Origin of the sequence: Pseudoalteromonas piscicida, assembly GCF_002744175.1 — a bacterium.
Lineage (GTDB): Bacteria > Pseudomonadota > Gammaproteobacteria > Enterobacterales > Alteromonadaceae > Pseudoalteromonas > Pseudoalteromonas piscicida_B.
Window position 1 is genome coordinate 21,345 of the sequence record NZ_NKHF01000037.1, and the last position, 22,270, is coordinate 43,614.

General features: G+C 43.3%; 17 protein-coding genes and 1 pseudogene. 5 read left to right on the forward strand and 13 right to left on the reverse strand.

Translation table 11 applies throughout. The annotated features are described in order from the left end of the window. The first annotated feature begins 1 nt into the window (after nucleotide 1). The gene (locus CEX98_RS08295; RefSeq protein WP_172439738.1) at nucleotides 2-3,163 is read left to right on the forward strand and encodes an efflux RND transporter permease subunit; all 3,162 of its coding nucleotides are present in this window, start codon (nucleotides 2-4) and stop codon (nucleotides 3,161-3,163) included. A gap of 117 nt (nucleotides 3,164-3,280) precedes the next feature. Here CEX98_RS08295 and CEX98_RS08300 read toward each other — a convergent pair whose 3' ends face one another. Together CEX98_RS08300 and CEX98_RS08305 are read right to left on the reverse strand one after the other, a co-directional pair. Further along, nucleotides 3,281-4,495 (reverse strand): pyridoxal phosphate-dependent aminotransferase, encoded by a 1,215-nt coding sequence (locus CEX98_RS08300; RefSeq protein WP_099641620.1) that lies wholly within the window; start codon nucleotides 4,493-4,495, stop codon nucleotides 3,281-3,283. A 522-nt stretch (nucleotides 4,496-5,017) separates the two neighbouring features. Continuing rightward, nucleotides 5,018-5,362: an Hpt domain-containing protein gene (locus CEX98_RS08305; RefSeq protein WP_099641621.1), complete on the reverse strand. Its 345-nt coding sequence runs from the start codon at nucleotides 5,360-5,362 to the stop codon at nucleotides 5,018-5,020. 119 nt (nucleotides 5,363-5,481) lie between these two features. Here CEX98_RS08305 and CEX98_RS08310 point away from each other — a divergent pair, with 119 nt between their 5' ends. Together CEX98_RS08310 and CEX98_RS08315 are read left to right on the forward strand one after the other, a co-directional pair. Further along, the gene (locus CEX98_RS08310; protein WP_099641622.1) at nucleotides 5,482-6,072 is read left to right on the forward strand and encodes a tRNA-uridine aminocarboxypropyltransferase; all 591 of its coding nucleotides are present in this window, start codon (nucleotides 5,482-5,484) and stop codon (nucleotides 6,070-6,072) included. A 30-nt stretch (nucleotides 6,073-6,102) separates the two neighbouring features. Next, the gene (locus CEX98_RS08315; protein ID WP_099641623.1) at nucleotides 6,103-6,891 is read left to right on the forward strand and encodes a CLCA_X family protein; all 789 of its coding nucleotides are present in this window, start codon (nucleotides 6,103-6,105) and stop codon (nucleotides 6,889-6,891) included. On the opposite strand, the gene CEX98_RS08320 is transcribed toward CEX98_RS08315, so the two are convergent. The 3 genes from CEX98_RS08320 to CEX98_RS08330 form a co-directional block, all read right to left on the reverse strand. Further along, nucleotides 6,851-9,313 carry an EAL domain-containing protein gene (locus CEX98_RS08320; RefSeq protein ID WP_099641624.1) on the reverse strand — a complete coding sequence of 821 codons (2,463 nt, stop codon included), beginning with the start codon at nucleotides 9,311-9,313 and terminating at the stop codon, nucleotides 6,851-6,853. The genes CEX98_RS08315 and CEX98_RS08320 overlap by 41 nt on opposite strands. Nucleotides 9,314-9,896: 583 nt before the next feature. Continuing rightward, nucleotides 9,897-10,481 (reverse strand): dCTP deaminase, encoded by a 585-nt coding sequence (gene dcd, locus CEX98_RS08325; protein WP_099641625.1) that lies wholly within the window; start codon nucleotides 10,479-10,481, stop codon nucleotides 9,897-9,899. Nucleotides 10,482-10,483: 2 nt separating this feature from the next. Continuing rightward, nucleotides 10,484-11,587, reverse strand: a complete 1,104-nt coding sequence (locus tag CEX98_RS08330; RefSeq protein ID WP_099641626.1) for an Mrp/NBP35 family ATP-binding protein — start codon at nucleotides 11,585-11,587, stop codon at nucleotides 10,484-10,486. 202 nt (nucleotides 11,588-11,789) lie between these two features. On the opposite strand from CEX98_RS08330, the gene metG reads away from it, so the two are divergent. Beyond that, nucleotides 11,790-13,826, forward strand: coding sequence for a methionine--tRNA ligase (gene metG, locus CEX98_RS08335; protein ID WP_099641627.1), 2,037 nt, complete (start codon nucleotides 11,790-11,792; stop codon nucleotides 13,824-13,826). A 231-nt stretch (nucleotides 13,827-14,057) separates the two neighbouring features. Here the strand turns inward: metG and CEX98_RS08345 are convergent, their stop codons facing one another. The 7 genes and pseudogenes from CEX98_RS08345 to CEX98_RS08375 all read right to left on the reverse strand — a co-directional run bounded on the left by CEX98_RS08345 (nucleotide 14,058) and on the right by CEX98_RS08375 (nucleotide 20,231). Then, nucleotides 14,058-14,306 carry an AraC family ligand binding domain-containing protein gene (locus CEX98_RS08345; RefSeq protein WP_242441664.1) on the reverse strand — a complete coding sequence of 83 codons (249 nt, stop codon included), beginning with the start codon at nucleotides 14,304-14,306 and terminating at the stop codon, nucleotides 14,058-14,060. A 49-nt stretch (nucleotides 14,307-14,355) separates the two neighbouring features. Next, a complete protein-coding gene (locus tag CEX98_RS08350; protein ID WP_099641628.1) occupies nucleotides 14,356-14,982 on the reverse strand; it encodes a LysE family translocator in 627 nt (208 codons plus the stop codon). Between the two features lie 62 nt (nucleotides 14,983-15,044). Beyond that, entirely contained in the window at nucleotides 15,045-16,187 is a 1,143-nt protein-coding gene (locus CEX98_RS08355; RefSeq protein WP_099641629.1) for an ABC transporter permease, read from the reverse strand. Continuing rightward, nucleotides 16,171-17,102, reverse strand: a pseudogene (locus tag CEX98_RS08360) (ABC transporter ATP-binding protein). Before CEX98_RS08360 ends, CEX98_RS08355 begins: the two are co-directional and overlap by 17 nt. Next, nucleotides 17,099-18,046: an HlyD family secretion protein gene (locus CEX98_RS08365; protein WP_099641630.1), complete on the reverse strand. Its 948-nt coding sequence runs from the start codon at nucleotides 18,044-18,046 to the stop codon at nucleotides 17,099-17,101. The pseudogene CEX98_RS08360 and the gene CEX98_RS08365 overlap by 4 nt, the downstream one beginning before the upstream one ends. Then, nucleotides 18,043-18,690, reverse strand: a complete 648-nt coding sequence (locus CEX98_RS08370; protein WP_099641631.1) for a TetR/AcrR family transcriptional regulator — start codon at nucleotides 18,688-18,690, stop codon at nucleotides 18,043-18,045. Before CEX98_RS08370 ends, CEX98_RS08365 begins: the two co-directional genes overlap by 4 nt. Nucleotides 18,691-18,926: 236 nt before the next feature. Beyond that, nucleotides 18,927-20,231 carry an NAD(P)/FAD-dependent oxidoreductase gene (locus tag CEX98_RS08375; RefSeq protein ID WP_099641632.1) on the reverse strand — a complete coding sequence of 435 codons (1,305 nt, stop codon included), beginning with the start codon at nucleotides 20,229-20,231 and terminating at the stop codon, nucleotides 18,927-18,929. A gap of 353 nt (nucleotides 20,232-20,584) precedes the next feature. Here CEX98_RS08375 and CEX98_RS08380 point away from each other — a divergent pair, with 353 nt between their 5' ends. After that, a complete protein-coding gene (locus CEX98_RS08380; protein ID WP_099641633.1) occupies nucleotides 20,585-20,848 on the forward strand; it encodes a RebB family R body protein in 264 nt (87 codons plus the stop codon). An 89-nt stretch (nucleotides 20,849-20,937) separates the two neighbouring features. On the opposite strand, the gene CEX98_RS08385 is transcribed toward CEX98_RS08380, so the two are convergent. Next, complete coding sequence (locus tag CEX98_RS08385) at nucleotides 20,938-22,203, reverse strand: metal-dependent hydrolase family protein (RefSeq protein WP_099641634.1); 1,266 nt, start codon at nucleotides 22,201-22,203, stop codon at nucleotides 20,938-20,940. Nucleotides 22,204-22,270: the final 67 nt, after the last annotated feature.

Below are 22,270 nucleotides of genomic sequence, written 5' to 3' on the forward strand. Positions count from 1 at the left end.
GATGCAAAGTACAGAAAAAGGCTTAATCGCTTGGTTTGCACGAAACCCAGTGGCCGCAAACTTACTAATGATTTTCATTATTGTCGGTGGCTTGCTTACCGCGTTTTCTATTCGTAAGCAAATGTTCCCTCAATACAACAGCAATTGGATCAGTGTCCAAGCTGTGTATCCAGGCGCCGCTCCACAAGAAGTAGAAGAAGGGATCACCATTAAAATCGAGGAATCCATGGAGGGACTCGAAGGGATTAAACGACTGATCACCTATTCTAACCGAGGCTATTCACAAACTTGGATTGAAGTAGACGAGCAGTACAATACCAAAGAAGTCCTCGACGAAGTTAAAATGCAAGTAGATGCTGTTTCTACTTTTCCTTCTGGAATGGAACGCCCGATTGTTCGTCACGACAAAGCCACTCAAGAGGTCATGTGGCTGTCACTCAATGGTGAATTAAGTCCTCACGACTTAAAAGAGCTTGGCAATCGTATTCACGAGGAGATGTTATCGTTACCAGGGGTAAACTTGGTGCGCTTCGATGGTGGACTAGATTACGAGATTTCAATCGAGATAAGCCCAGATAAGATGCGCGAATATGGTCTGAGCTTTAGAGCTGTTTCAGATGCCGTAAGAAACTTTTCTGCAAATATGTCCGCGGGGCAAATTCGCTCTGAAAATGGCTATATCTCAATGCGAGTTGAAAATCAGGCTTATAGAGGCGATGAGTTTAGAAAATTACCGTTACTCACTTTACCAGATGGTGCTCAGGTTCGTTTAGGTGACGTCGCAACGATCAATGACGGGTTTGAAGAGGGCCTACAATACTCCAAATATAATGGTAAAAATTCGCTAGTCTTTGAAGTCAGTGCATCGAAAGATCAAGATATCACAAAGGTTGCCAGTGTCATCAAGAATTACCTTGATTCAAAACAAGCATCTCTACCTCAAGGCGTTGAGTTAGAGCCATTTATTGACCTAACCTATTATTTAAATGGCCGTCTCAATATGATGCTGGAAAATATGGCATTAGGTGGTGTACTGGTTATGTTGATGCTTGCCCTATTCTTACGTGTACGTTTGGCGTTTTGGGTTATGATGGGCTTGCCTGTGAGCTTTTTGGGTGCATTTTTAATGATGCCAATGGGCTTTTTAGACGTCACCATCAACTTAGCTTCTCTTTTTGCCTTTATCTTGGTACTAGGGATTGTGGTGGACGATGCGATAGTCGTTGGTGAGTCCGCCCACGCCGAAATTGAAAAGCACGGACATAGCCTTGATAATGTAGTGCGAGGCGTAAAGCGCGTTGCTATTCCCGCTACCTTTGGGGTACTTACGACGGTAGCTGCGTTCCTACCACAAACCTTAGCAACAGGCCCTACTGCAGCGTTCTCAAAAGCCATTGGCGGTGTAATAATCCTTTGCTTATTGTTCTCGTTAGTTGAGTCTAAGTTGGTACTACCTGCGCACTTAGCCGCAATGAAAGACAAACCGAGTAATCCTAAAAACCCGTTCCATCGCCTAAGAGAGAAAATGGATGGTGGTTTACAGTCATTTGTAGAAAATATCTATCGACCTTTTATTGGCCGTTGTATTCATTATCGCTATACCGTTATTGTTGGCTTTTTAACTATTCTTATCGTCAGTGCAGGGATGTTCGCCGGTGGTTTGGTGAAGTTCGTGGCTAATCCTAAAATTCCTCATGATTTCCCACGCATCTCGATTGATATGAACCTGTCATCATCAGAAAACGCCACGCTCGATTCTATTCAGAAAATTGAACAAATGGTGCTGAATGTAGATAAAGAAATTGAAGCTGAGTATGGCCAAAAGATGATCCGTGACTACATGGTAAACATGAACGGTCGTACAAACGCCGATATCATGGTGATATTAGTTGAGCCTGATGCTCGCCCAATCGATACTTTTGCACTCAGCGCTCGCTGGCGCGATGCGATGCCTGCGCTACCGGGTGTAAAATCATTAAACATTCAAGACAGCATTATGAATGGTGGACGTGATGATGGAGATATCAGCTTTAGACTAGAAGGAAAAAATAAACACGAACTACGTGAAGTGGCCGCCCAACTCAAAGAAAAGCTAGCGACTATAGAAGGTGTGGGTGATATCAATGATTCTATGCAATCAGCAACAGACGAAGTCCAGTTAGAACTAAAACCGTTAGCCTATAGTTTGGGGTTAACCTTGGCTGATGTCGCTTCTCAGGTAAACTTTAGCTACTACGGTCTTGAGGCACAACGTATCTTACGTGATGGCGAAGAAATTAAAGTCATGATCCGCTACCCAAAAGAGCATCGTGATGCCATCAGTGATATTCAAGATGTGCGTATTTTAACACCGCAAGGAGCAGAGGTACCGCTCGTTGAAGTAGCCGATGTGAAACTAGTTGATGGCGTCAATCGTATTCGTCGTGAAAACGCAAAACGAACCATCAATGTTTGGGCCTCTGTTGATACTGAAGTGGCACAGCCATTTGAGATTGCAAAGCAAATTCGAGATGAATATCTACCAAGCTTACTTAAGAATTACCCTGGAGTGCAAAGTGCAGTGGCAGGCCGTGTACAAGAAGAAATGGAGAGTGTCGCAGAGCAGATCCGCGACTTCGCACTATCGTTAATGATTATCTTTGCCTTGTTAGCCATACCACTACGCTCTTATTCACAGCCGCTGATTATCATGTCTGTGATCCCATTTGGCGTAGTTGGCGCGGTGTTCGGTCACATGGTATTGGGAATGACCATGAGTAGTTTGTCTTTCTTCGGTATCATCGCTGTTGCCGGTGTTGTGGTTAATGACTCGCTCGTCATGGTTGATTTTGTCAACAAGGCGCGTGAAGCGGGCATGAATCTGAAAGAAGCCGCTGTAGAGGCAGGATGTAAGCGTTTTAGAGCAATCCTGCTGACATCACTGACGACTTTTATTGGCCTTGTACCTATCATCATGGAGACTAGCTTGCAGGCTAAAATCGTTATCCCAATGGCTGTCTCACTAGCGTTCGGGGTGCTGTTTGCAACCGTGATCACCCTAGTATTAATTCCATGCCAATATGTGGCATTGGAAGATATCAAACGACTTGGCCGTAAATGGTTTAAAAAAGACGCGGATGATAAACAACATGCCGTCGCAGCGCTGAAGTCTAATACTCAGTAAGCAATACCAATTGCGATAACAATTTACTAGCCCACAAAAAAGCTCGGGATTTTTATCTTCCGAGCTTTTTTATTTTATACCCAACCTGTAAAACTAGTTGGTATTATATTGCGGCCTTCACTGATTGTAGTGACCAAAAAACCTTTTTACTCGTTCCATCGCTGGTTGTAAATCATCTTTGTGTGGCAAAAACACCAATCTAAAGTGATCTGCAGTTGGCCAGTTGAATGCTCGTCCATGTACCAACAAGATCTTCTCCTCTTTGAGTAGGTCAAGCACCATCCGCTCATCGTTTTTAATATTGAAACGCTTAATGTCAACTTTTGGGAAGGCATACAGCGCACCTTTTGGCTTCACGCAACTGATCCCCTCAATATCATTGAGGCCTTTAAAGGCAATATCACGCTGCTCATAAAGCCGCCCGCCAGGTTCTATAAGTTGGTCGATAGACTGAATACCCCCCAAGGCTTGTTGAATCGCAAACTGTGCAGGCACATTGGCACACAAGCGCATAGAAGCCAGCATTTCTAGACCTGTAATTAGGTCTTGCATCACCGAGTGTTTACCACTAATTACCATCCAACCCATGCGAACCCCCGCCGCTCGATAGGTTTTGGCAAGCCCGTTAAAAGTGATAACAGGAATATCATCGCATAAGCTTGCAATAGAAAAGTGCTCTGCGTCGTCGTAAAGAATTTTCTCGTAAATTTCATCACTTAACAACAATAGTTTGTGCTCTCTGGCAATATCTATCAACGCCTCAAGTAATGCCTTGTCATACACCGCCCCTGTGGGATTATTGGGATTGATCAACACCAATGCTTTTGTACGACTCGTAATTTTACTTTTGATATCCTCAATATCTGGAAACCAATCTTGCTGCTCATCACAAAGATAATGCACGGGATTACCGCCAGACAATTTTACGGCGGCGGTCCAAAGAGGGTAATCAGGAGCAGGAATAAGCACTTCGTCGCCATCATTTAATAAAGCTTGGGCTGTCATTTGAATCAGCTCGCTGACACCATTGCCGATAAAGATATTATCAACACTGATATTAGGAAAATTCTTTTGCTGGTAATACTGATAAACCGCAACGCGTGCGGAGTAAAGGCCTTTTGAATCACAGTATCCTTGCGCCGAGTATAAATTTTTGATTATGTCCCGATGCATATCTTCTGGCATATCAAAACCAAAAGCGGCTGGATTGCCAATGTTTAGTTTGAGGACTTTCATGCCCTCATCTTCCATTTTTCTAGCTTGGTCCAACACCGGACCACGAATATCGTAGCTCACCCCGTTGAGCTTATTACTTTTTGTTATTTGTAGCATCTATAACCCCCTCATTTTCCTCAAGCATATATCACAATGACAGATAAATTCTATGCTTGTGATAACTTTTTGTTTGCTTGGAAAATAACGCTAAGATACTAGGGCCTGTTGACCTTTGCTTTTTGATTTTTGTTCCCCTGAGTGGGTTTTGGTCGCGGCGCTCGACTTGCCGCCTAGTAATCTAAGCAAAAGTTGAGCAACAATGAACAAAGCGCACTCAGGGGAACCCAAAGGGCAGCGCTTGATTGGCATTTCTTCTGTGTTGCCCCACAAGGATGTGGGGTAAGGTGACTTTGCAGGAGCATAAAGTCTTTATCGCCTGACTCACATAGAATAACTATGCTACACAGGCTTTGCCTTGTATAAATGGCAATCAAACTGCTGCAAAAACAAACTTGAAAGAGCAACAGGCCCTAGAGCCTGTTTATCTTTCAAGTACGCAACAACTAAGTTTTTTGAAAGCCCAAAAACCAAAAAGGCCGTTTACACGACCTTTCACTGCTAACTGATGAGTCACCGACTTTACGACTGAACGCTGAGCCACTGCTGTAGCTTTGCTTTAGAGCCCGCTACCTGAGCCGCTAACTTTTCAACGCAGTCATCGACTATTTCCTGTTTTCCTTCAATTAGCGCATGTTCAATAGTCTTCGCCAATTCACTTAAGCTTGATGCACCAAATTGAGCAGCATTTGATTTCAAGCTATGGGCATGGCGGATCGCCGCTTCTTGATCTTGATTTAAGCTTAACATCAACTCCGACTCTAATCGTTCAAATTCGGAACAGCAAAAATGGACCGTATCTTCGAATTGCTCCCCCAGTAGCATTTGCATGTTCTCTAGGGCACCTTCATCTATTACGATGCTCATAATTTTCCTTAAATTTAATATTCTATTACTTATGCTAGCTAAATCTGGTTTCTTGTGCAAAGTAAATGCGGGCGAGATATGATAAAATATACACTAAATTTAAAAACAGCTTATTAATAATGAAGCGTAATACCTGTTCAGCTTGTCAATTTCCTCTTAATACCTGCGTTTGTTCCTATATCGGCCCGATGATCGAAAACGCCATTGATATTATCGTTATGCAGCACCCAAGCGAAGTAAAAGTAGCAAAAAATACTGCCAAACTACTTTCCTTACAACTGAGTAATGTGACTATTTACATCGGGGAAAATGAAAGCGACTTCAACGCCCTGAGAACACGCTGTGCTGATCAGCGCGTAGCCCTTCTCTACCCGAATGACCAGGCCCATACGCTAATCAGCAACAATAATGGCACTGTTAAGCTAGATGCCATCATCGTCTTGGATGGAACGTGGAAAAAGGCAACGAAACTATACCAGTTAAACCAATGGTTACATGCACTACCTAGTTTTAAATTTGATACCTGTCATGCAAGCGAATACACCATACGCAAATCAAAACATAAATACAGCTTGTCGACGTTAGAGGCTGCTGCACAGTTCCTCGACATTGCCGATAGTTGTGATACTTCAGCACTTTATCAGTTACAAGCCGGTATGGTTAAAGAGCAAATGAAGTTAATGCCAGCCGATGTAAAGGCAAGATACTAGTAGTACCAACTGGTATAACAGGAACGCAGTATGAAGTTTTCAAGATTACAGCGAGGATATACTCGCCAAGGCCCAGATTATCGCTTTGGTGATCAAGTGGATTTTAGTGAAATCAAGCAAACATTCGGCTTCAAGACCATGACAATTGGCAGTTGGGTAACACCTGAGGAGATCCGCTTATCGGCAAACTTAATCTATGATGCACTGGCTGATCTGGCGCAAATCCTTCAAGTCCCTCCTAGTGTTATTGGCCTTCGGGGCACACTTAATTTTGCGTTTGGGACCGGTGGCCAGCAAGGTGTACAGGCACATTATGCATCGAACACAAGAACGCTTGCACTGGCAAAAAATGCCGGTGGCGGCGCACTAGCACACGAATGGTGGCATGCATTCGACCATTATATTTGCCAACATTTGATCCCAAAGCCTCAAAAGCCTTTTGCCTCTTCAGCCTGGCTACTGTCGCCAGACACGATTGCACACCCTTTGAATCAGATATTAGCTGACTTTTATGCTACCGCATTTCTCACAGAGAATAGAGATAAGCCCAACCAGTATTTTCACATCGCCACTGTGGCAGACAAGGCTAACAAGCAAGTATATTACGCGCTTCCCGAAGAGCTCAGCGCCCGCATGTTTGAAGCGGTGATCGCCTACCACACGAACATTTCAAATTCATTTTTAGTTGATGGTATAAAAGGCTCAGAACAAGAGCAGTTAGGGATCTACCCTCATGGTTCACACCGGTCGCGTTGTGCAGACTCGATACTGCAATACTTTAGCGAACTAGGAAAGATTTTATATCGGATGTCGAGTTAACCTTATCGAGCCAACTCTTAAATTCAACAAAAGGCAAAGGACGAGAAATAAAATAACCTTGGGCAAAGTCACACCCATAAGCTTGTAGACGAATATAGCTGTTTATATCTTCAACGCCTTCGGCAACCACCTTTGAGCCAAGACTGTGGGCCATATCGCATGTTGCTTTACAAATAGTCTGATTGCTCTTTGACGTTTCAATATCCATAACAAAGCTTTTATCTATTTTGAGTTCATCAAAACCTAACTTACTCAAATACGCCAAAGATGAATAACCTGTGCCAAAGTCGTCTATTGCAACTTTGACTCCTATTGATCGAAAATCATCAAGGACCCCTTTTAATTCAGCTTCCTTACCTATTGTCACCGACTCTGTGATCTCAATCATAATCTGAGACGGTGCCAATGAGAGCTCATTTATTAACGTGATAAGTTGCACAGATAGCTCTCTACGGTTTAAATCACGCCCAGAGACATTAATTGAAATCACATGTTCCGGTAGCAACTTAGTGATCTCGGCCTGATAGTGCAGAGCATGTTCCATTACCCACTCAGTTATTTCATAGATTTGTCCTGACGACTCTGCAATAGGGATAAATTCATCGGGGGGTATGTAACCAAGTTCAGGGTGTAGCCAGCGAAGTAATACTTCCGAACCAAAGACTCTCCCCGTTCTCAAGTCCACTTGGGGCTGAAAGAACAAGCTAAATTGCTCATGTTCTACGGCACTTTTAAGAAACGAAGTCAGCTTTAGTTGGCGCTCGGTCGATATAGAGCTTTCGGCGTCAAATAAATGCCATCGCTGTCCGTTCTGAGATTTGGTATTCAGTGCTTGCAACGCTCGTTGTACGAGTTTTTCCATCGTTTTGGCATGCATGGGGTAATTAGCGACCCCCACCTCAAGACTATCGACAATTTTTGTATCTTTATAGCCAATTCCCTCTTCAAATACCGAGGATAAAATACACACATATTGCTCAACTTGGCTCACTTCAATTTTACCATCTAATACAATTGCAAATACTTGGTCTTCGAGCCGATAAATTGGCGTTTCTCCTTTATTTGCAACCGCAGCGCTACCATACGTATTAATTTGCTCTGACACTTCTTTGAACAGTTTACTGATGTGTTGATTGGCAAATGTTAAACCAAAACTTAGTCTAATAGAGGGTAATATCAAAGGCTTAAAAAGTAGCAATGTGTGCGCTTTGTGTTGTTCTTCCAGTCTCGCAAGGGCACCAAACAGAGCAAATTTATTGGGCAATGCTGTTTCTTTATCAAACTCTGAATAATGAATGTACATGCGTCGCTTTTCAGCATCGTGCCACACCACAAACAGGAGCAAAAACAAAAGGTGAAGGCTAACCAAAGCATGATTTACTATCGAAATGTACTCACTTGGTCGAATCAGTTGGCTCGCAGCAAACCCGATTAAAATAGCCACCATTGGAGACCAAATGGCACAGCAAAAATATACCTCTTTACGGCTATCCTTATCTTGGCCAGCCAAAATGGCGGCACTCAACGCAATTGCACCAATCACCATGATTGACTGCAAAGCAAAGGGTAAATCAGCTCTCGCAAAGGCAACTATCACACCACTGAGTAGGTAAATGTTAGCAGTTACTTTAATTCCAACACGCAAATTTCGTGACAGTCTATTCTTAGTTAAAAAGTGATGGAAAAACAGCAAACAAAAGCCAAGTGCAAAGCAAACAAAACTACCGCTGTAATGCACAAATCGACTTCCATTCTCATGATCTAAAAAAACATCTGCTAACCCTTTATGAGTAATATACAGCAAAGCTAAAGACAGCAAGTAACCACCAACGGAAAGTAGGCTTGCTCGCCTAGAGATCATGCCAGTACTGAGCATAAAAACACTCAGCAAGCAGATTGTGCCCAAAAAAATCCCTGTTAAAAACAGATGTACGTTTGTCTCTTCAATATATGTTTCGTAAGGTAAAATATCGGTCTTTGATACCGAGGCATACGGTGACTGGATCCGAACAAATATGGGGTTGTCACCATAGTCGCCATGCAGCAATAAGTGAGGTGAGAAATGAGACAGTGATGCACTGATACTTTGCTCATCAAGTACCAGCAAACTACCATCATCGCTTTGCATGAAAAATTCCACAGTTCCAAGCGAAGGACGCTCTACGCTTAGGACCAGATCAGTTCCCTGTCCATCACTGAAACCCGATACCCGAAGCCAAACATCTACCCCTTTGGGGATCAATACCGCCCCTTCAATCGGCGAGAAATTAGCACGGGAAGCATCGCCGTAGCCTACAGATAGAGTCGGCTTTACAACTGTTGCTTCTGGCGCATGCTCAACCGCAGTAGTAGCTGCAATTGCAAGTACGCCATAAATAGTAGCGAGCATCAGTGTGGCGTACCTAACAATGCTAAGCCACATACCTATTCTCCTTGCTTCACTTTATGGTGAGTTATACCAACTGGCTTAATTAAGTGATCTATTTTAAACGAGAAAACCTTGTCGATAGCTAGGCAAAAATTTTCTATTTATTTGTTCTAAATGAAAAACTTTGAACCCAGTTAATATCAGAATCACTCCCTCAAATGGATCAAGTAATAAAACAAACCGTATTACTCGTGCACATTTTTAAATACGCTCAAAGCCATCAGCCTAGCATGATTAGGCTGCAAAATGCTGATGCAGTTACTGCCCAGCTTTCACAGCCCCGAATGAGATCCTTACCTACATTCAATGAGTAAACAAAAGCTGCTAAACACAGAGTTTCTATTCGAACGTCACTATCCGTAAGTATGGTTTGGATCAAAGTAAATGCAAAAATAATATTGAATTTAAATCGTTATGCTTCTAGCAAAAGCGTGGTGAACACTGAGTGTAATAAGAGGATTGTGAAGTAAATTGTAAAAACAGATATTACATGAGTATAAAATTTAGGCCCAAGCCAACACTTAGCAGCCTACTCGCCTAAACTTTATATCAACAACCACTAATACAGACTTGGGTATTAGCTATCATCACTTATACGCGAAGCAATGGCGCTGTTTTGATCTTTATATTTCGCGTCTTTTCTTTCATTGTAGGGGAATTCAGCGGCGCTGGTCATGGTTTCAAAACTCATTGCACCTATTTTCATATTCGGTCTCAGTGCTAAGGGCAATTTACCTGAGTTGTAAAACTCTAATACGATGTTACCAGACCAGCCAGGATCTATCCGGTGGGCGGTAACGTGAACCATTAATCCAAGTCGTGCTAACGACGAGCGGCCATCTAACCAACCAACAAGATCAGCAGGTAGCGTAACCTTTTCATAGGTCATTGCAAGGGCAAGCTCACCTGGGTGTAAGAAAAAAGCTTGGCCATCTTCTAACACTATCTCATCACTCATGATGGATTCCATCGCGGCATTGATCTGATCTTTTGGACCACTAAGATCAACATATGGAGCGGCATGGTCCTGAAACACCCGAAATTTGTTACCCAGTCTTAAATCCACAGTAACCCCAGAAATCATATCCGGTTTAGGGGTAGGTTCAATGATTATGCGTTGTTGTTCAATCGCTTCTCGAATATGGGTATCCGATAATCTCATTCTTAATCTTCCGTCATCACAATCTCAACACCCGATGTTGAGTCTGATTGATAATATAACATACTGGCAACCAGTTGGGCACAGTCAACATAGTGATCTGCTACGTGATGATTGTCAGTCCTATTTTCTGAATTTGCCTCTCGACTCGCAGTAATGATGTCAGCCCCATGCTCTGTCGCTGTTCTGATTTTGTCATTGAGTGGCACTTCTGCAAGTAAAGGCACACCATAACGACTGGCCAATGTGGTACCTCCAGAGTGGCCAAAAATGTGGTTGCGACTGCCGCATTGCTCACAATTAAAGTAACTCATGTTCTCAACCAAACCTAAAATCGGAAGCTGCACTTTCTCAAACATCGCAATACCTTTTTGAGCATCCGCCAAAGCCAATGTTTGTGGTGTGGTGACGATCACCGCACCACTAGCCGGCACTTTTTGCGTCATGGTAAGTTGGATGTCTCCCGTTCCAGGCGGCATATCGACAATAAGATAATCCAACTCGCCCCAATCAGTTTCGTTTAACAGTTGAGTAAGCGCTTGGGAAGCCATTGGCCCGCGCCACACTGTGGCATCCTCAGCTGGAACCAAAAAGCCGATGGACATGGCTTTTAATCCGGATTTTTCAATCGGTAGTAGCGTTTTGTCGTCTTTCGCCTGAGGCTTTTTGTCTTCAAGGGCAAGTAAGCTTGGCAACGAAGGCCCATATATATCAGCATCGAGTATACCAACTTTTGCTCCTTGGCTCCGTAATCCATAAGCTAAGTTAACCGCTGTGGTTGATTTACCCACACCACCCTTACCTGATGCGACGAGTATAATATGTTTAATGGCTTTAAACTTTGGCCTGCCGACAACGACTATTTTTGATATAACCTCAATTGGCTTACCTAAGTGTTGCTGCAGATAACTGGCAATTTCTTGATCACATTGAATAGCAAACGGGAAATTAATATGTACTTGGATTTGTGTTTTTGACTCTTGCGTTTTGATGACCCAATTGGCATCAATACCTACTGGTAATGCCGCACTGCGATAGCCACTTAAAAGCTCAATTATCGCCTGTTTGGTGTTTTTTCCTTTGGCAAACCATTTTTCCAGTCCAAACATACAAATTAAACTCCTCTGGGTGATGAAAATAGCCACGGAATTATGTAACATTCAACTCATTAAAACCAGTCAATTCGCGGTTCATGGTCTGAACAAGGGTAAGTCACCTCTCGCACTTGTGCTTTCGAGTGCCAATTCGGTGAATAATCAACCAATTCAACACCATCATTTAGAAAGATCGCGCTAAATTCATGGAATCGTTATGACGAAGAGAAAAATTCTCATTACCAGTGCATTACCGTATGCAAATGGCCCAACGCATTTAGGTCACTTGCTAGAATATATTCAAACCGATATTTGGGCTCGCTTCCAGAAGTTACAAGGTCATGAGGCCTACTATGTCTGTGCAGATGATGCTCATGGCACGCCAATCATGCTAAATGCCCAGAAACAAGGTATTACACCTGAAGAAATGGTTAAGCAGGTGAGCATTGAGCGTCAACGTGACTTTGCTGACTTTAATATTGAGTTCGATAATTATCACAGTACACACAGTGACGAAAACCGTGAGCTAAGCGAGCTTATTTACACTCGTTTAGACGAAAAAGGTTATATTAAAAAGCGTACAATTTCACAGCTATTTGACCCTGAGAAAAGCATTTTCCTACCAGACCGTTTTGTAACTGGTACTTGCCCAACTTGTAAGTCTGAAGATCAAAATGGCGACAGCTGTGATGCTTGTGGTGCAACCTACAGCCCAACAGAATTGATTGAGCCAAAGTCTGTGATGTCTGGTGCAACGCCAATCTTAAAAGACTCGGAACATTATTTCTTTGACTTACCTGCGTTTGAAGACATGCTGAAAACCTGGCTACGCTCAGGTAGTTTGCAATCTGAAATGGCAAACAAGCTTGACGAATGGTTTGCCGATGGCTTACAGCAATGGGATATCAGCCGTGATGCCCCTTACTTTGGTTTTGAAATCCCAGGCGCACCTGGCAAGTATTTCTATGTTTGGTTGGATGCACCAATCGGTTACATGGCAAGCTTTAAAAACCTTTGTGATAAGCAGGGCTTAAACTTTGATGAGTTTTGGGGCGAAGGCTCTGACGCAGAGCTTTATCACTTTATCGGTAAAGATATCATCTATTTCCACAGCTTATTTTGGCCTGCAATGCTAGATGGCGCTAATTTCCGTAAGCCAAATAACGTATTTGCTCACGGCTTTGTGACCGTGAATGGCGCAAAAATGTCTAAATCAAAAGGCACCTTTGTAAAAGCTCGCACCTATCTTGAGCATTTAGATCCTGAGTATTTAAGATATTACTACGCTGCAAAGCTAAATAGCGGCGTTACAGATTTAGATCTCAATCTAGAAGATTTCGCAGCACGCGTAAACTCAGATTTAGTAGGTAAGGTGGTAAACATCGCTAGCCGCTGTGCTGGATTTATTACTAAAAAGTTTGATGGCAAGCTAAGCAGCTCAGTTATGGATGAAGCGTTACTAAACAGCTTCGTTGCTGCAAAGGGTTCAATCGCGACACATTTTGAAAACCGCGAATACAGCCGTGCGGTACGCGAGATCATGACCCTTGCAGATAAAGCAAACCAATTTATTGATGCCGAAGCACCTTGGGTGCTTGCGAAAAATGAAGAAACGCTTGAGCGTGCGCATCATGTTTGCTCTATGGGTCTTAACCTTTTCCGCGTATTACTCACTTACTTGAAGCCTATCCTTCCAGGTATGGCAAAAAATGTAGAAGCTTTCTTAAACACTGAACTTACTTGGGAAGCGATTGATGCGCCACTTGTAAGCCATGAAATCAATAAGTTCAAGGCCCTAATGCAACGTGTTGAACTAGACAAAGTCAATGCGATGATCGAGTCTTCTAAAGAAAGCCTTGAAAAGAAAGTGGGTGGCCAGTCAGTGGAAGCAGACCCAAATAGTCCGCTTGCCAAAGAGCCAATTGCAGCAGAAATTGAGTTTGATGACTTCGCCAAAGTTGACCTTCGTGTTGCAAAAATTGCTAACGCAGAGCATGTTGAAGGAGCTGACAAGCTACTTAAATTGACCCTTGATTTAGGTGGCGAAACACGCCAAGTGTTTGCTGGTATTAAGTCTGCTTACGCACCTGAAGATCTTATCGGCAAGCTGACTGTAATGGTTGCAAACCTAAAGCCTCGTAAGATGCGCTTTGGTATGTCAGAAGGTATGGTTTTAGCAGCAGGTCCAGGTGGTAAAGAAATTTACATTTTGAATCCAGACGAGGGCTCACAGCCTGGCATGCGAGTGATGTAATCACCCTATTACTTGTATACAAATAAAGGCTTCTATTTAGAAGCCTTTATTTTTGCTCAGATCAAACCTTCGAGCCAAATTTCATTATCGAAAATTAACCAAGCCGCGACCAGATACAAACAGCCGCCGTAAAACCGATTCAACCATTTATTATAATTTGGGTCATTCGACACTCGCGCCAACAAATCGCCTGCTTTAATCCATAAAAGATGCGATATAAAAATAAAAGATTCAATAGCGCCATCCACTTGGTACACCAGGGAATCCGGTATGCATCTCGGCAGGGTTGATAGCAACAACGTGATGTTTAGGCACAATTAACTTTTGCCCGCCATAGAGAATACCTTCAGCACCTTCTTCTATCACACCGATGGCCAATTCATCATGCCAATGTTTGGCAAACTCAAACTTAGTATATTGTGCTGATAAAAGCTCGACACCCTCAACAGACTTGTCTTTCCAGATTTTAGACTTTTCCACGTGTAACTCTACTACATTGGTTTACCTTGTTTGGTCACCCTTGACTACTCTACTTCTCGCTCGCGATAACTTTTCCAGCCAACCCCAGCAGCAATATGCCCGAGACACCTTCAAGTGCACGAGAGTACCGCTTAGCATTAGGACGATTGAATAGCCAGCTTCCGGCTACCGCGTAGATCAAGTTACAAAGTGTCGCCAAGGCACTAAACAACATGCCGAGCATTAAAATTTGCAGCGAGGTGGACTGTGCTGAAAGGTCAACAAATTGTGGTAAAAAAGATAGGAAAAACAGCGCCACTTTAGGGTTTAAAACACTCACTAATACCCCCTGCATAAAGACGTTGCCTGCTGCAACCTCGGTTTGCTTTAACTGCAGTTGGCTATCGCCACGCCACATTGATAATAACGACTGAACACCCAAATAAACTAGGTAAACAGCGCCGAGCCATTTCACCACACTAAACGCGAAAGCTGAGCTCAAAATAATCGCTGACAATCCTAAACAAGCGGCAATAGTATGAACGAAATAGCCTGTGCCTAAACCCAGCGCAGCCTTTAGCCCTGCTGACATTTTGCCTTTCATTGTGTTGGACACAATATAGATCACATCTGGACCGGGAATGAGGTTAATCGCGAGACACGCCACCGCAAACACGGCGAGAGATTGCAAGTCCATCAAAATTTTCCTTTTAAAATAAAACTTAGTTGTAAATTATAAGTACCTGCTATCTTGTACAACTAATCTAACCGCTTTTTAAAGCGCATCGTCGCAATCATAAAGCCAATCACACTAAAGACGACCAAACAGAGTAAATCAAAATACAAATCGCTAAAGTGGGCGCCTCGAAGTACCACTGCTCGAATTGCACGAACGTAATGAGTGGCAGGTAAAATCTCTGCAAGGTATTGCGCCGCCCTAGGCATCGCTGCAAATGGGAACATAAATCCAGATAGCAATATTGCCGGTAGTAACACAAAAACCGTCATTTGCATCGCTTGTAACTGGTTTTTGGCTTTGGTTGAGATCAACAGTCCTAATGTAAGGCTTGCGGTGATAAACAACAGGGTCACGATAAGTAAACTTGGCATATCAAAGTTTAGCGGTACATCAAATAACCAATGTCCTAAAAATAGTATTATCGCCATTTGAATAAAACCAACAAAGATATAAGGTAAGATTTTACCTAACATCAGCTCTGTTGGCCGAACTGGTGTAGTAATTAGAAACTCCATATTACCTTGTTCACGCTCTCTAACCAGTGCTGAGGAGGTGAATAAGATCATCGTCATAGTTAGTATGATCGCAATTAAGCCTGGAATAATATTAACTGACGAACGCTTCTCTGGATTGAAGTAATTTTGCAGAGAAAAAGCAGGGTCTGGTAATGCAGGTATAGGTAACCTTTTGATACTTATTGGTAGATTACTGAGTCCAGCTACTGCACCACTTAATAACGGGTCGGAGCCATCAATTAACCACTGCGCCACACTATTTTGAGCCGTACTATTGCCCACCTTATGGCCCTTTAGGTGATAATCACGATTGAGTTGTCGACGGACAAAGTCAGCAGGAATAACTAATATAGTATTTACTTTGCCTGATGTAATTGCCTGTTCAGCCGCTAAAACTGAATCATAATGGCCCTTAAAGTCAACAACTTGAGTGTTGGCTGCAGTTTGGATCAATTGTCTAGATTGGTAAGTCTGGCTAAAATCGACAATACCCGCAGAAACATGCCTCACATCGGTATTAATTGCATAGCCGAATAGCAATAGCTGCGCCAATGGCAACATCACGATCATCGCGAAGGTAATGCGGTCGCGTGCCAGCTGCATAAACTCTTTACTGACAATGGCGTTTAATCTACGCAAGCTCAGCATAACCCCTCCCCGTGCTCGTCACAAACACATCCTCTAGATTAGGGCGAACAAAAGCCACTTCGTAACCGCTTCCAGCATAACGGTGTAATAACGCCAGAGGCTGTGATTCTTTTTTGTTTATCAACACCCTAAGACGAGCTCCTATCTGGGAGACGGAAATCACACTTGGCAATGAAGCTAGACGAGCTTTTAATTCCGCCACGTCGTCACCCATCACTTCACAGACAGAGACCTTAAGCTGCTCCATCAATGCGATGGGGCTATCATCAGCCCGCTTTATACCTTGCTCTAAGATAGCAAGGCGGTGACAACGCTCTGCCTCGTCCATATAATGGGTGGACACCAAAATCGTCTGCCTTGCGCGCTTAAACTAAATAGCTGCTCCCAAAATGCACGACGGTTTTCAGGGTCAACCGCTGACGTTGGCTCATCTAAAAATAGTAATTCTGGTTTATGAATAACCGCAGCTGCAAGGGCAAGACGTTGCTTTTGTCCACCACTTAAGGCCCCAGACAGCACAGACTTTTTATCCTCTAATTGATATTCTTGTAGCAGTTCCGCCACTCTACGTTTAACATCTCTGCGTGACAGACCATAAATTTTTGCTACAAATTCAAGATTCTCAAGCACACTTAACGACTCGTATAAGGAAAATTTTTGCGTCATATAGCCAAGTCGATTTCGCAAGCTTTCACCATGTTCCTGCACATTTTTGCCCATGATACTGACCTGGCCTGTGGTTGGGGTTAACAGCCCAGTCAGCATACGGATTGTGGTTGATTTTCCGCAGCCATTCGGCCCAAGAAAGCCGTAAATTTCACCTTGTTTTACGGTGAGTTCTAAATCAGACACAGCCCAGTAATCGTTAAACCGTTTACCCAAACCTGAACTTTGGATCACTACCTCCTTGGTCATAGTGGCAGCTCCATCCATACAGGCGTGCCTGAAGGGGCAGTCACTTTATCAGTGAGTTCAACTTCCACCACATACATCAAACGTGCTCTCTCCTCTTGTGACAAGGCAAAGTAAGGCGTGAAACTTGCGCTTTGGCTAATGTAGCTGACGGTGCCCTTTAGACTTTTATCACTACCATCTACATGCACATTTAGAACACTTCCCAAAGAGACTTTAGCTAGCTGTGTTTGCGGTAGGTAAAGCCGTGCGAGTGTTTGATCATCGGCCGCTAGCAGAATAATCGGAGCGCCTTTAACGGGACGCTCACCAACAAGCCAAGGTAAATCTTCGACGACCCCGGATCTGGGCGCTTTTAGGGTGAGATCGGCAAGCTGCTTTTTGGCGATAACAAGCTGTGTTTGCGCTTCTGATATTGCAATTTTTGCTTGCTCAATTGTCTCCTCTCTCGTGCCATTTTCAAGCTCTTTCAAACGCTCTTGAGCCTCTTGCAACGCTCCGAGCGTCGACTCAACATAAGCTGAGGCTGCATCAACTTTATCTTGAGAGGTCAACTCGTCTTTAATTAACTGTCGCTGGCGAGCAAGTTGCCGCTGAGCTTCGCGCCATACGGCCTGCGCTGCATGCACCCTTGCTTTTGCTTGTTTGACTTGCTCTATTCGAGCACCTGAGAGCAGCAATTGATATTGAGCTTGTAGGCGTATAATTTGCTGCTCAATGGCATGAACCTGTTGTTGCTGAACTATGTCGTCTATTTTTGCCAGTGCCTGTCCCTTAACCACTTTATCACCGCGCTTTACCATCAACTCAATTAACATCTCTCCTGATGGGCTGCTGATCTGTACTTGAGGGCGCTCAATAATACCGAAGATTTTGCTATTAGGCTCAGAGCAGCCAGCCAACAGCGTCAGTAAGATAAAACTAAGGATATAAAATAGTGTTTTCATGATGCGTCCCGTTCGATGATCTGAGATAGAAAAACGTTAAAAATAGCTTGCTGATGTTTGCCAAGGGCCTGCCATTGCTCAATATCTGAGTTTTCTAAACCAAGTAACGGCTGCATCAAAGGTGGTACTAGAAAAGGAAATGCCGACAAACTAAGACAGGTTAACAACAACCACTCAACACGAATGGGCGCTGCTGGAGAAAGCTTTTGAAAGGTCGAGTGTAATGCACTGCTCCCTATTTCTACGTGCTCAAAGAAAATCTTTTTTATAATTTCATGCTCTATAGAGTGCGTATCATGTAGTGCCATAAAAATGATCTTAGGTAATGTTGGATGCTGGCTCATGACTTGAAAGTAGCGCTCTATAAACTGAGTTAAAATGAGCGGTGATAATTCCCGCTGTTGTGACCTTTGAGCTCCTTCAAGCAAACTCAGTAAAGGAGCTGCAACTTCGCGAAACACCGCTTCAAACAGCCCAGCTTTATCGCCAAAGTAATAGTTAATCAAGGCAATGTTTACCTCAGCATGGTCCGCAATCGCCCGGGTTGTAACTCGGTTATAACCTCTTTTAATAAACAAATTTTTACCAGCGGTAATTAGCTTTTCCCTCGCTGTAATCATCACTTTCACCTGCTTCTTGACCATGTTCCAACTCCATTAATCACTTGATTAATATACTAGGTCAAAAGCGCAGTATTCACGACTGCTTTTGTTAATCAAAAAACAGGAAATGATTAATCACCAATCTAAATCAAGCTTTCATTAGTTATCTGACTTTTTCAAGGACAGGCACTTCAAAGTTGGGATATAAACCTTGGACCAAACAAGGCAAAAAGCCGACTTTCATCGGCTGTAGAAATGCAAAAATAGTTCAGGTTAGTTTAGTGTAGTTTCATTTTTGGCCGCACAACTCGCAGCACCTTTTCGCTTATCCAAAGTGCAAAGGTTTTTGCCAAGCCATGAATGGCACGCTGATGCATTCTATACAATGAGATATACATAAAACGCGCGATCTTGCCTTCAATAAAAAAGCTGTTACTGGTTAGATTTCCCATTAAACTGCCGACGGTGCTATAGCGAGATAAATTCACTAAGGAACCGTGATCGTTATAGGTAAACCCGCTTAGAGGTTGGTTTTTTAGTGTTGCAATTAAGTTTTGCTCTACACATTGCGCCATTTGATGCGCCGACTGCGCACGTGGTGGCACTTGCGTACCATCCTCTTGGGTGAAGGCACAGCGATCACCAATAACGTAAATGTGCTCATCAACGCTACTTTGAAGGTATTGATTTACCTTAATCTGGTTATTGCGAGTAAGCTCAAACACCTCTATATCTCTAATGAAGTCAGGTGCTTTTACCCCAGCAGCCCAGACTTTGATGTCTGCTGTTAACTGGTTTCCGTCGCTGGTGATAAAACTGCTTTCGGTCGCTTGTTTTACTTGGGTGCTTTCTCTCACTGTGACCCCTAGTTTTACAAGTTCTCTTTTGGCTGAATTGGCTATTCGCTCAGGCAGTGCTGGTAATATTCTTGGGCCCGCTTCTATTAGGTCAATACGTAGGCGCTTAGCTGTCATTTTGTTCAGCCCATACATTTTCAGCATGTCAGACACATGATATAGCTCTGCAGAAAGCTCAACGCCCGTGGCACCACCACCAACGATGCCAATGGTTAACGAGTGCTTAGGATCATCGTCTTGATGTAACCGCGTAAAGTTGTCTAGGAGTGCATGCTGGAACCGCTCGGCTTGCTGGTTAGAGTCGAGAAAGAAGCAATGTTCCTTTACCCCTGGTGTGTTAAAGTCATTGCTAATGCTACCAATAGCAAGCACTAAATAGTCATAACTAACTTGACGCGTTGGGAGAATGCAATGACCGAGCTCGTCTTTTAGCTCGCTCAGCGTAATGGTTTTATTGGTTGAGTCTAGATGGCTAAAACTGCCGAGTTGAAACTGATAATAATGCTTTGCCGCATGAGCAGAATAAACCACACCATCTAAGTCGGCGTCAATAGACCCAGTCGCGACTTCATGAAGCAGCGGCTTCCAAATGTGGCTGCGATTTTTATCAATTAATAAGATTTCTGCTTGGTGTTTTTTTCCGAGTTTATGTCCCAGTTGCGTTGCCAATTCTAAACCACCAGCACCACCACCGACTATTACTATTTTAGGAAGTTGCATATTCATCATGTTGCCCTTAAAAGTATAATACTTAAGCACTCTCAAGGTCTTAAAAAAGCACTTAGGTATTTCAAATCCATCATGAAATACCTTGTCTGGCAACACCTACTATTGTGCGCTTTTTTGAGTTGTTTGTCAGCGGATAGCACTAAAATTAATCAGCAGTATTTAACAAGCTTAAAGGTTATAGCAAATTCAAAACAATGGAGGTGAGCCAAAATTACCTATCATAGATCTAGGTGATTTATCTCAAGGATTAGGTGCAGTTTTAAAATTACAGGCTAAACTGAAAGAGCAAATACGGTGAACATCGAGCAAGACGGTTCACACTCGGAGCCTGAAAATTAAAGGAGATAATTATGGCATTTCCAACAGCTGTAAATAATCAAATTACAGATTCCATATCCCAAGCAAATACTGGAACCCTTAATGACTCACCCGCACTGGCAACCAGTAAACTCATGGTTGCTGTGAGTCAAGCTTTGTCAAACGCTGCACATAACGCAGCCTCAGGGCAAGAAAGTAACAACATTACAGCTCAGGCAGCTTTAGTGCAGGGGGTAAATACGCTGCAAAGTGTAAATACCGCATCATCCGTTGCAGTTATAAAAGCCTACAGCTAATAGCAGTACCATAAGTTTGAGACTAATTAGAGGCTGTATAGGCGTCCGCGCAGTTTTTTGAATCTAAAACTGCGCGTAGTTAGAAATAGTTATTGCTTCTCTATTTTGCCGTCCTTCATTACAAAAGTGACATTTTCCATAACGCTGATGTCTTTCAGTGGGTTGCCTTTGACAGCAATAATATCAGCGAGCTTGCCCGCCTCTAATGAGCCTAGCTGGGTGTGCTGCTTAAGTAACGTCGCAGAGTTAATAGTAGCGGCCTGCAAGGCCTGTAACTCTGTCATGCCAAACTTCACCATGCGGCTAAATTGTTTACCATTGTCACCATGAGGATAAACCCCAGCGTCAGAGCCAAACACCATATTCACGCCCGCTTTTACCGCTTTTGTAAAGCTGGCACGCTGGGTAGCTCCAACTTTACGCTCTTTATCTAGGCTTTCAGGTAAAATGCCTGCCTTCTCACCCTCGCCAAGAATATATTCGGTGTTGTAGATATCCATGGAAAAGTATGTGCCTTTGTCCTTGGCCAGCTGAATGGCTTCGTCATCCACAAAACTTACATGCTCTACTGAATTCACACCTGCTTTAATTGCAGACTTGATACCATCCGTGCCATGGGCGTGGGCAGCAACCGTTAAACCGCGTAAGTGTGCTTCAGTTACAATCGCCGTCATTTCCTCTTGGGAGTATTGCTGGGCTCCCACCTTAGTGCCTTTAGAAAGCACACCACCCGTCGCACAGAACTTAATTAAGTTTGCACCATATTTAATATTTTCACGTACTTTTTTTCTGACTGCCCACGGACCATCCGCAACCCCTTCCGAAAAAACTTTATGTTCATGGGTTAACAAATTATTGTCACAATGGCCGCCTGTGATCCCAAGCGAAGGCCCAGCAGCATTGACACGCGGGCCTGGTACGTCACCGTCATAAATAGCATCTCTCAACGCGATGTCTGCATAACCGGCAGCACCGAGGTTACGAACAGACGTAAAACCCGCATCTAGTGTGCGCTTGGCGTTTCTAACGCCAGTAATTGCCGCACGAGGGGCAGTGCGTTGTAACCTTTTGTAGCCATGAACATGTGCATCAGAAGTAAGATGGACATGCATATCGTACAAACCCGGTAACAATGTATGACCACTTAGATCTATCACTTCTGCGCCTTTTGGGTAGGCTTTACGGTTTGATTTTCCCATCGAGGTGATTTTATTGTCTTCAACAACCACTGTGACTGGTGAAATAAGTTTACCGGACACCACATCAATCGCAGAGTCTGCATTTAGAACATAGGTTTGCGCGTAAACATTGCTTGAAACAAAGAGCGCGGTGCTGATCCATAGTTTACTATTCATATTACTTCCTCTTCTTTTTGCTTGAGTGTAGAAAGATTATGGCTTGCAAACAAACTGATCGCGACCA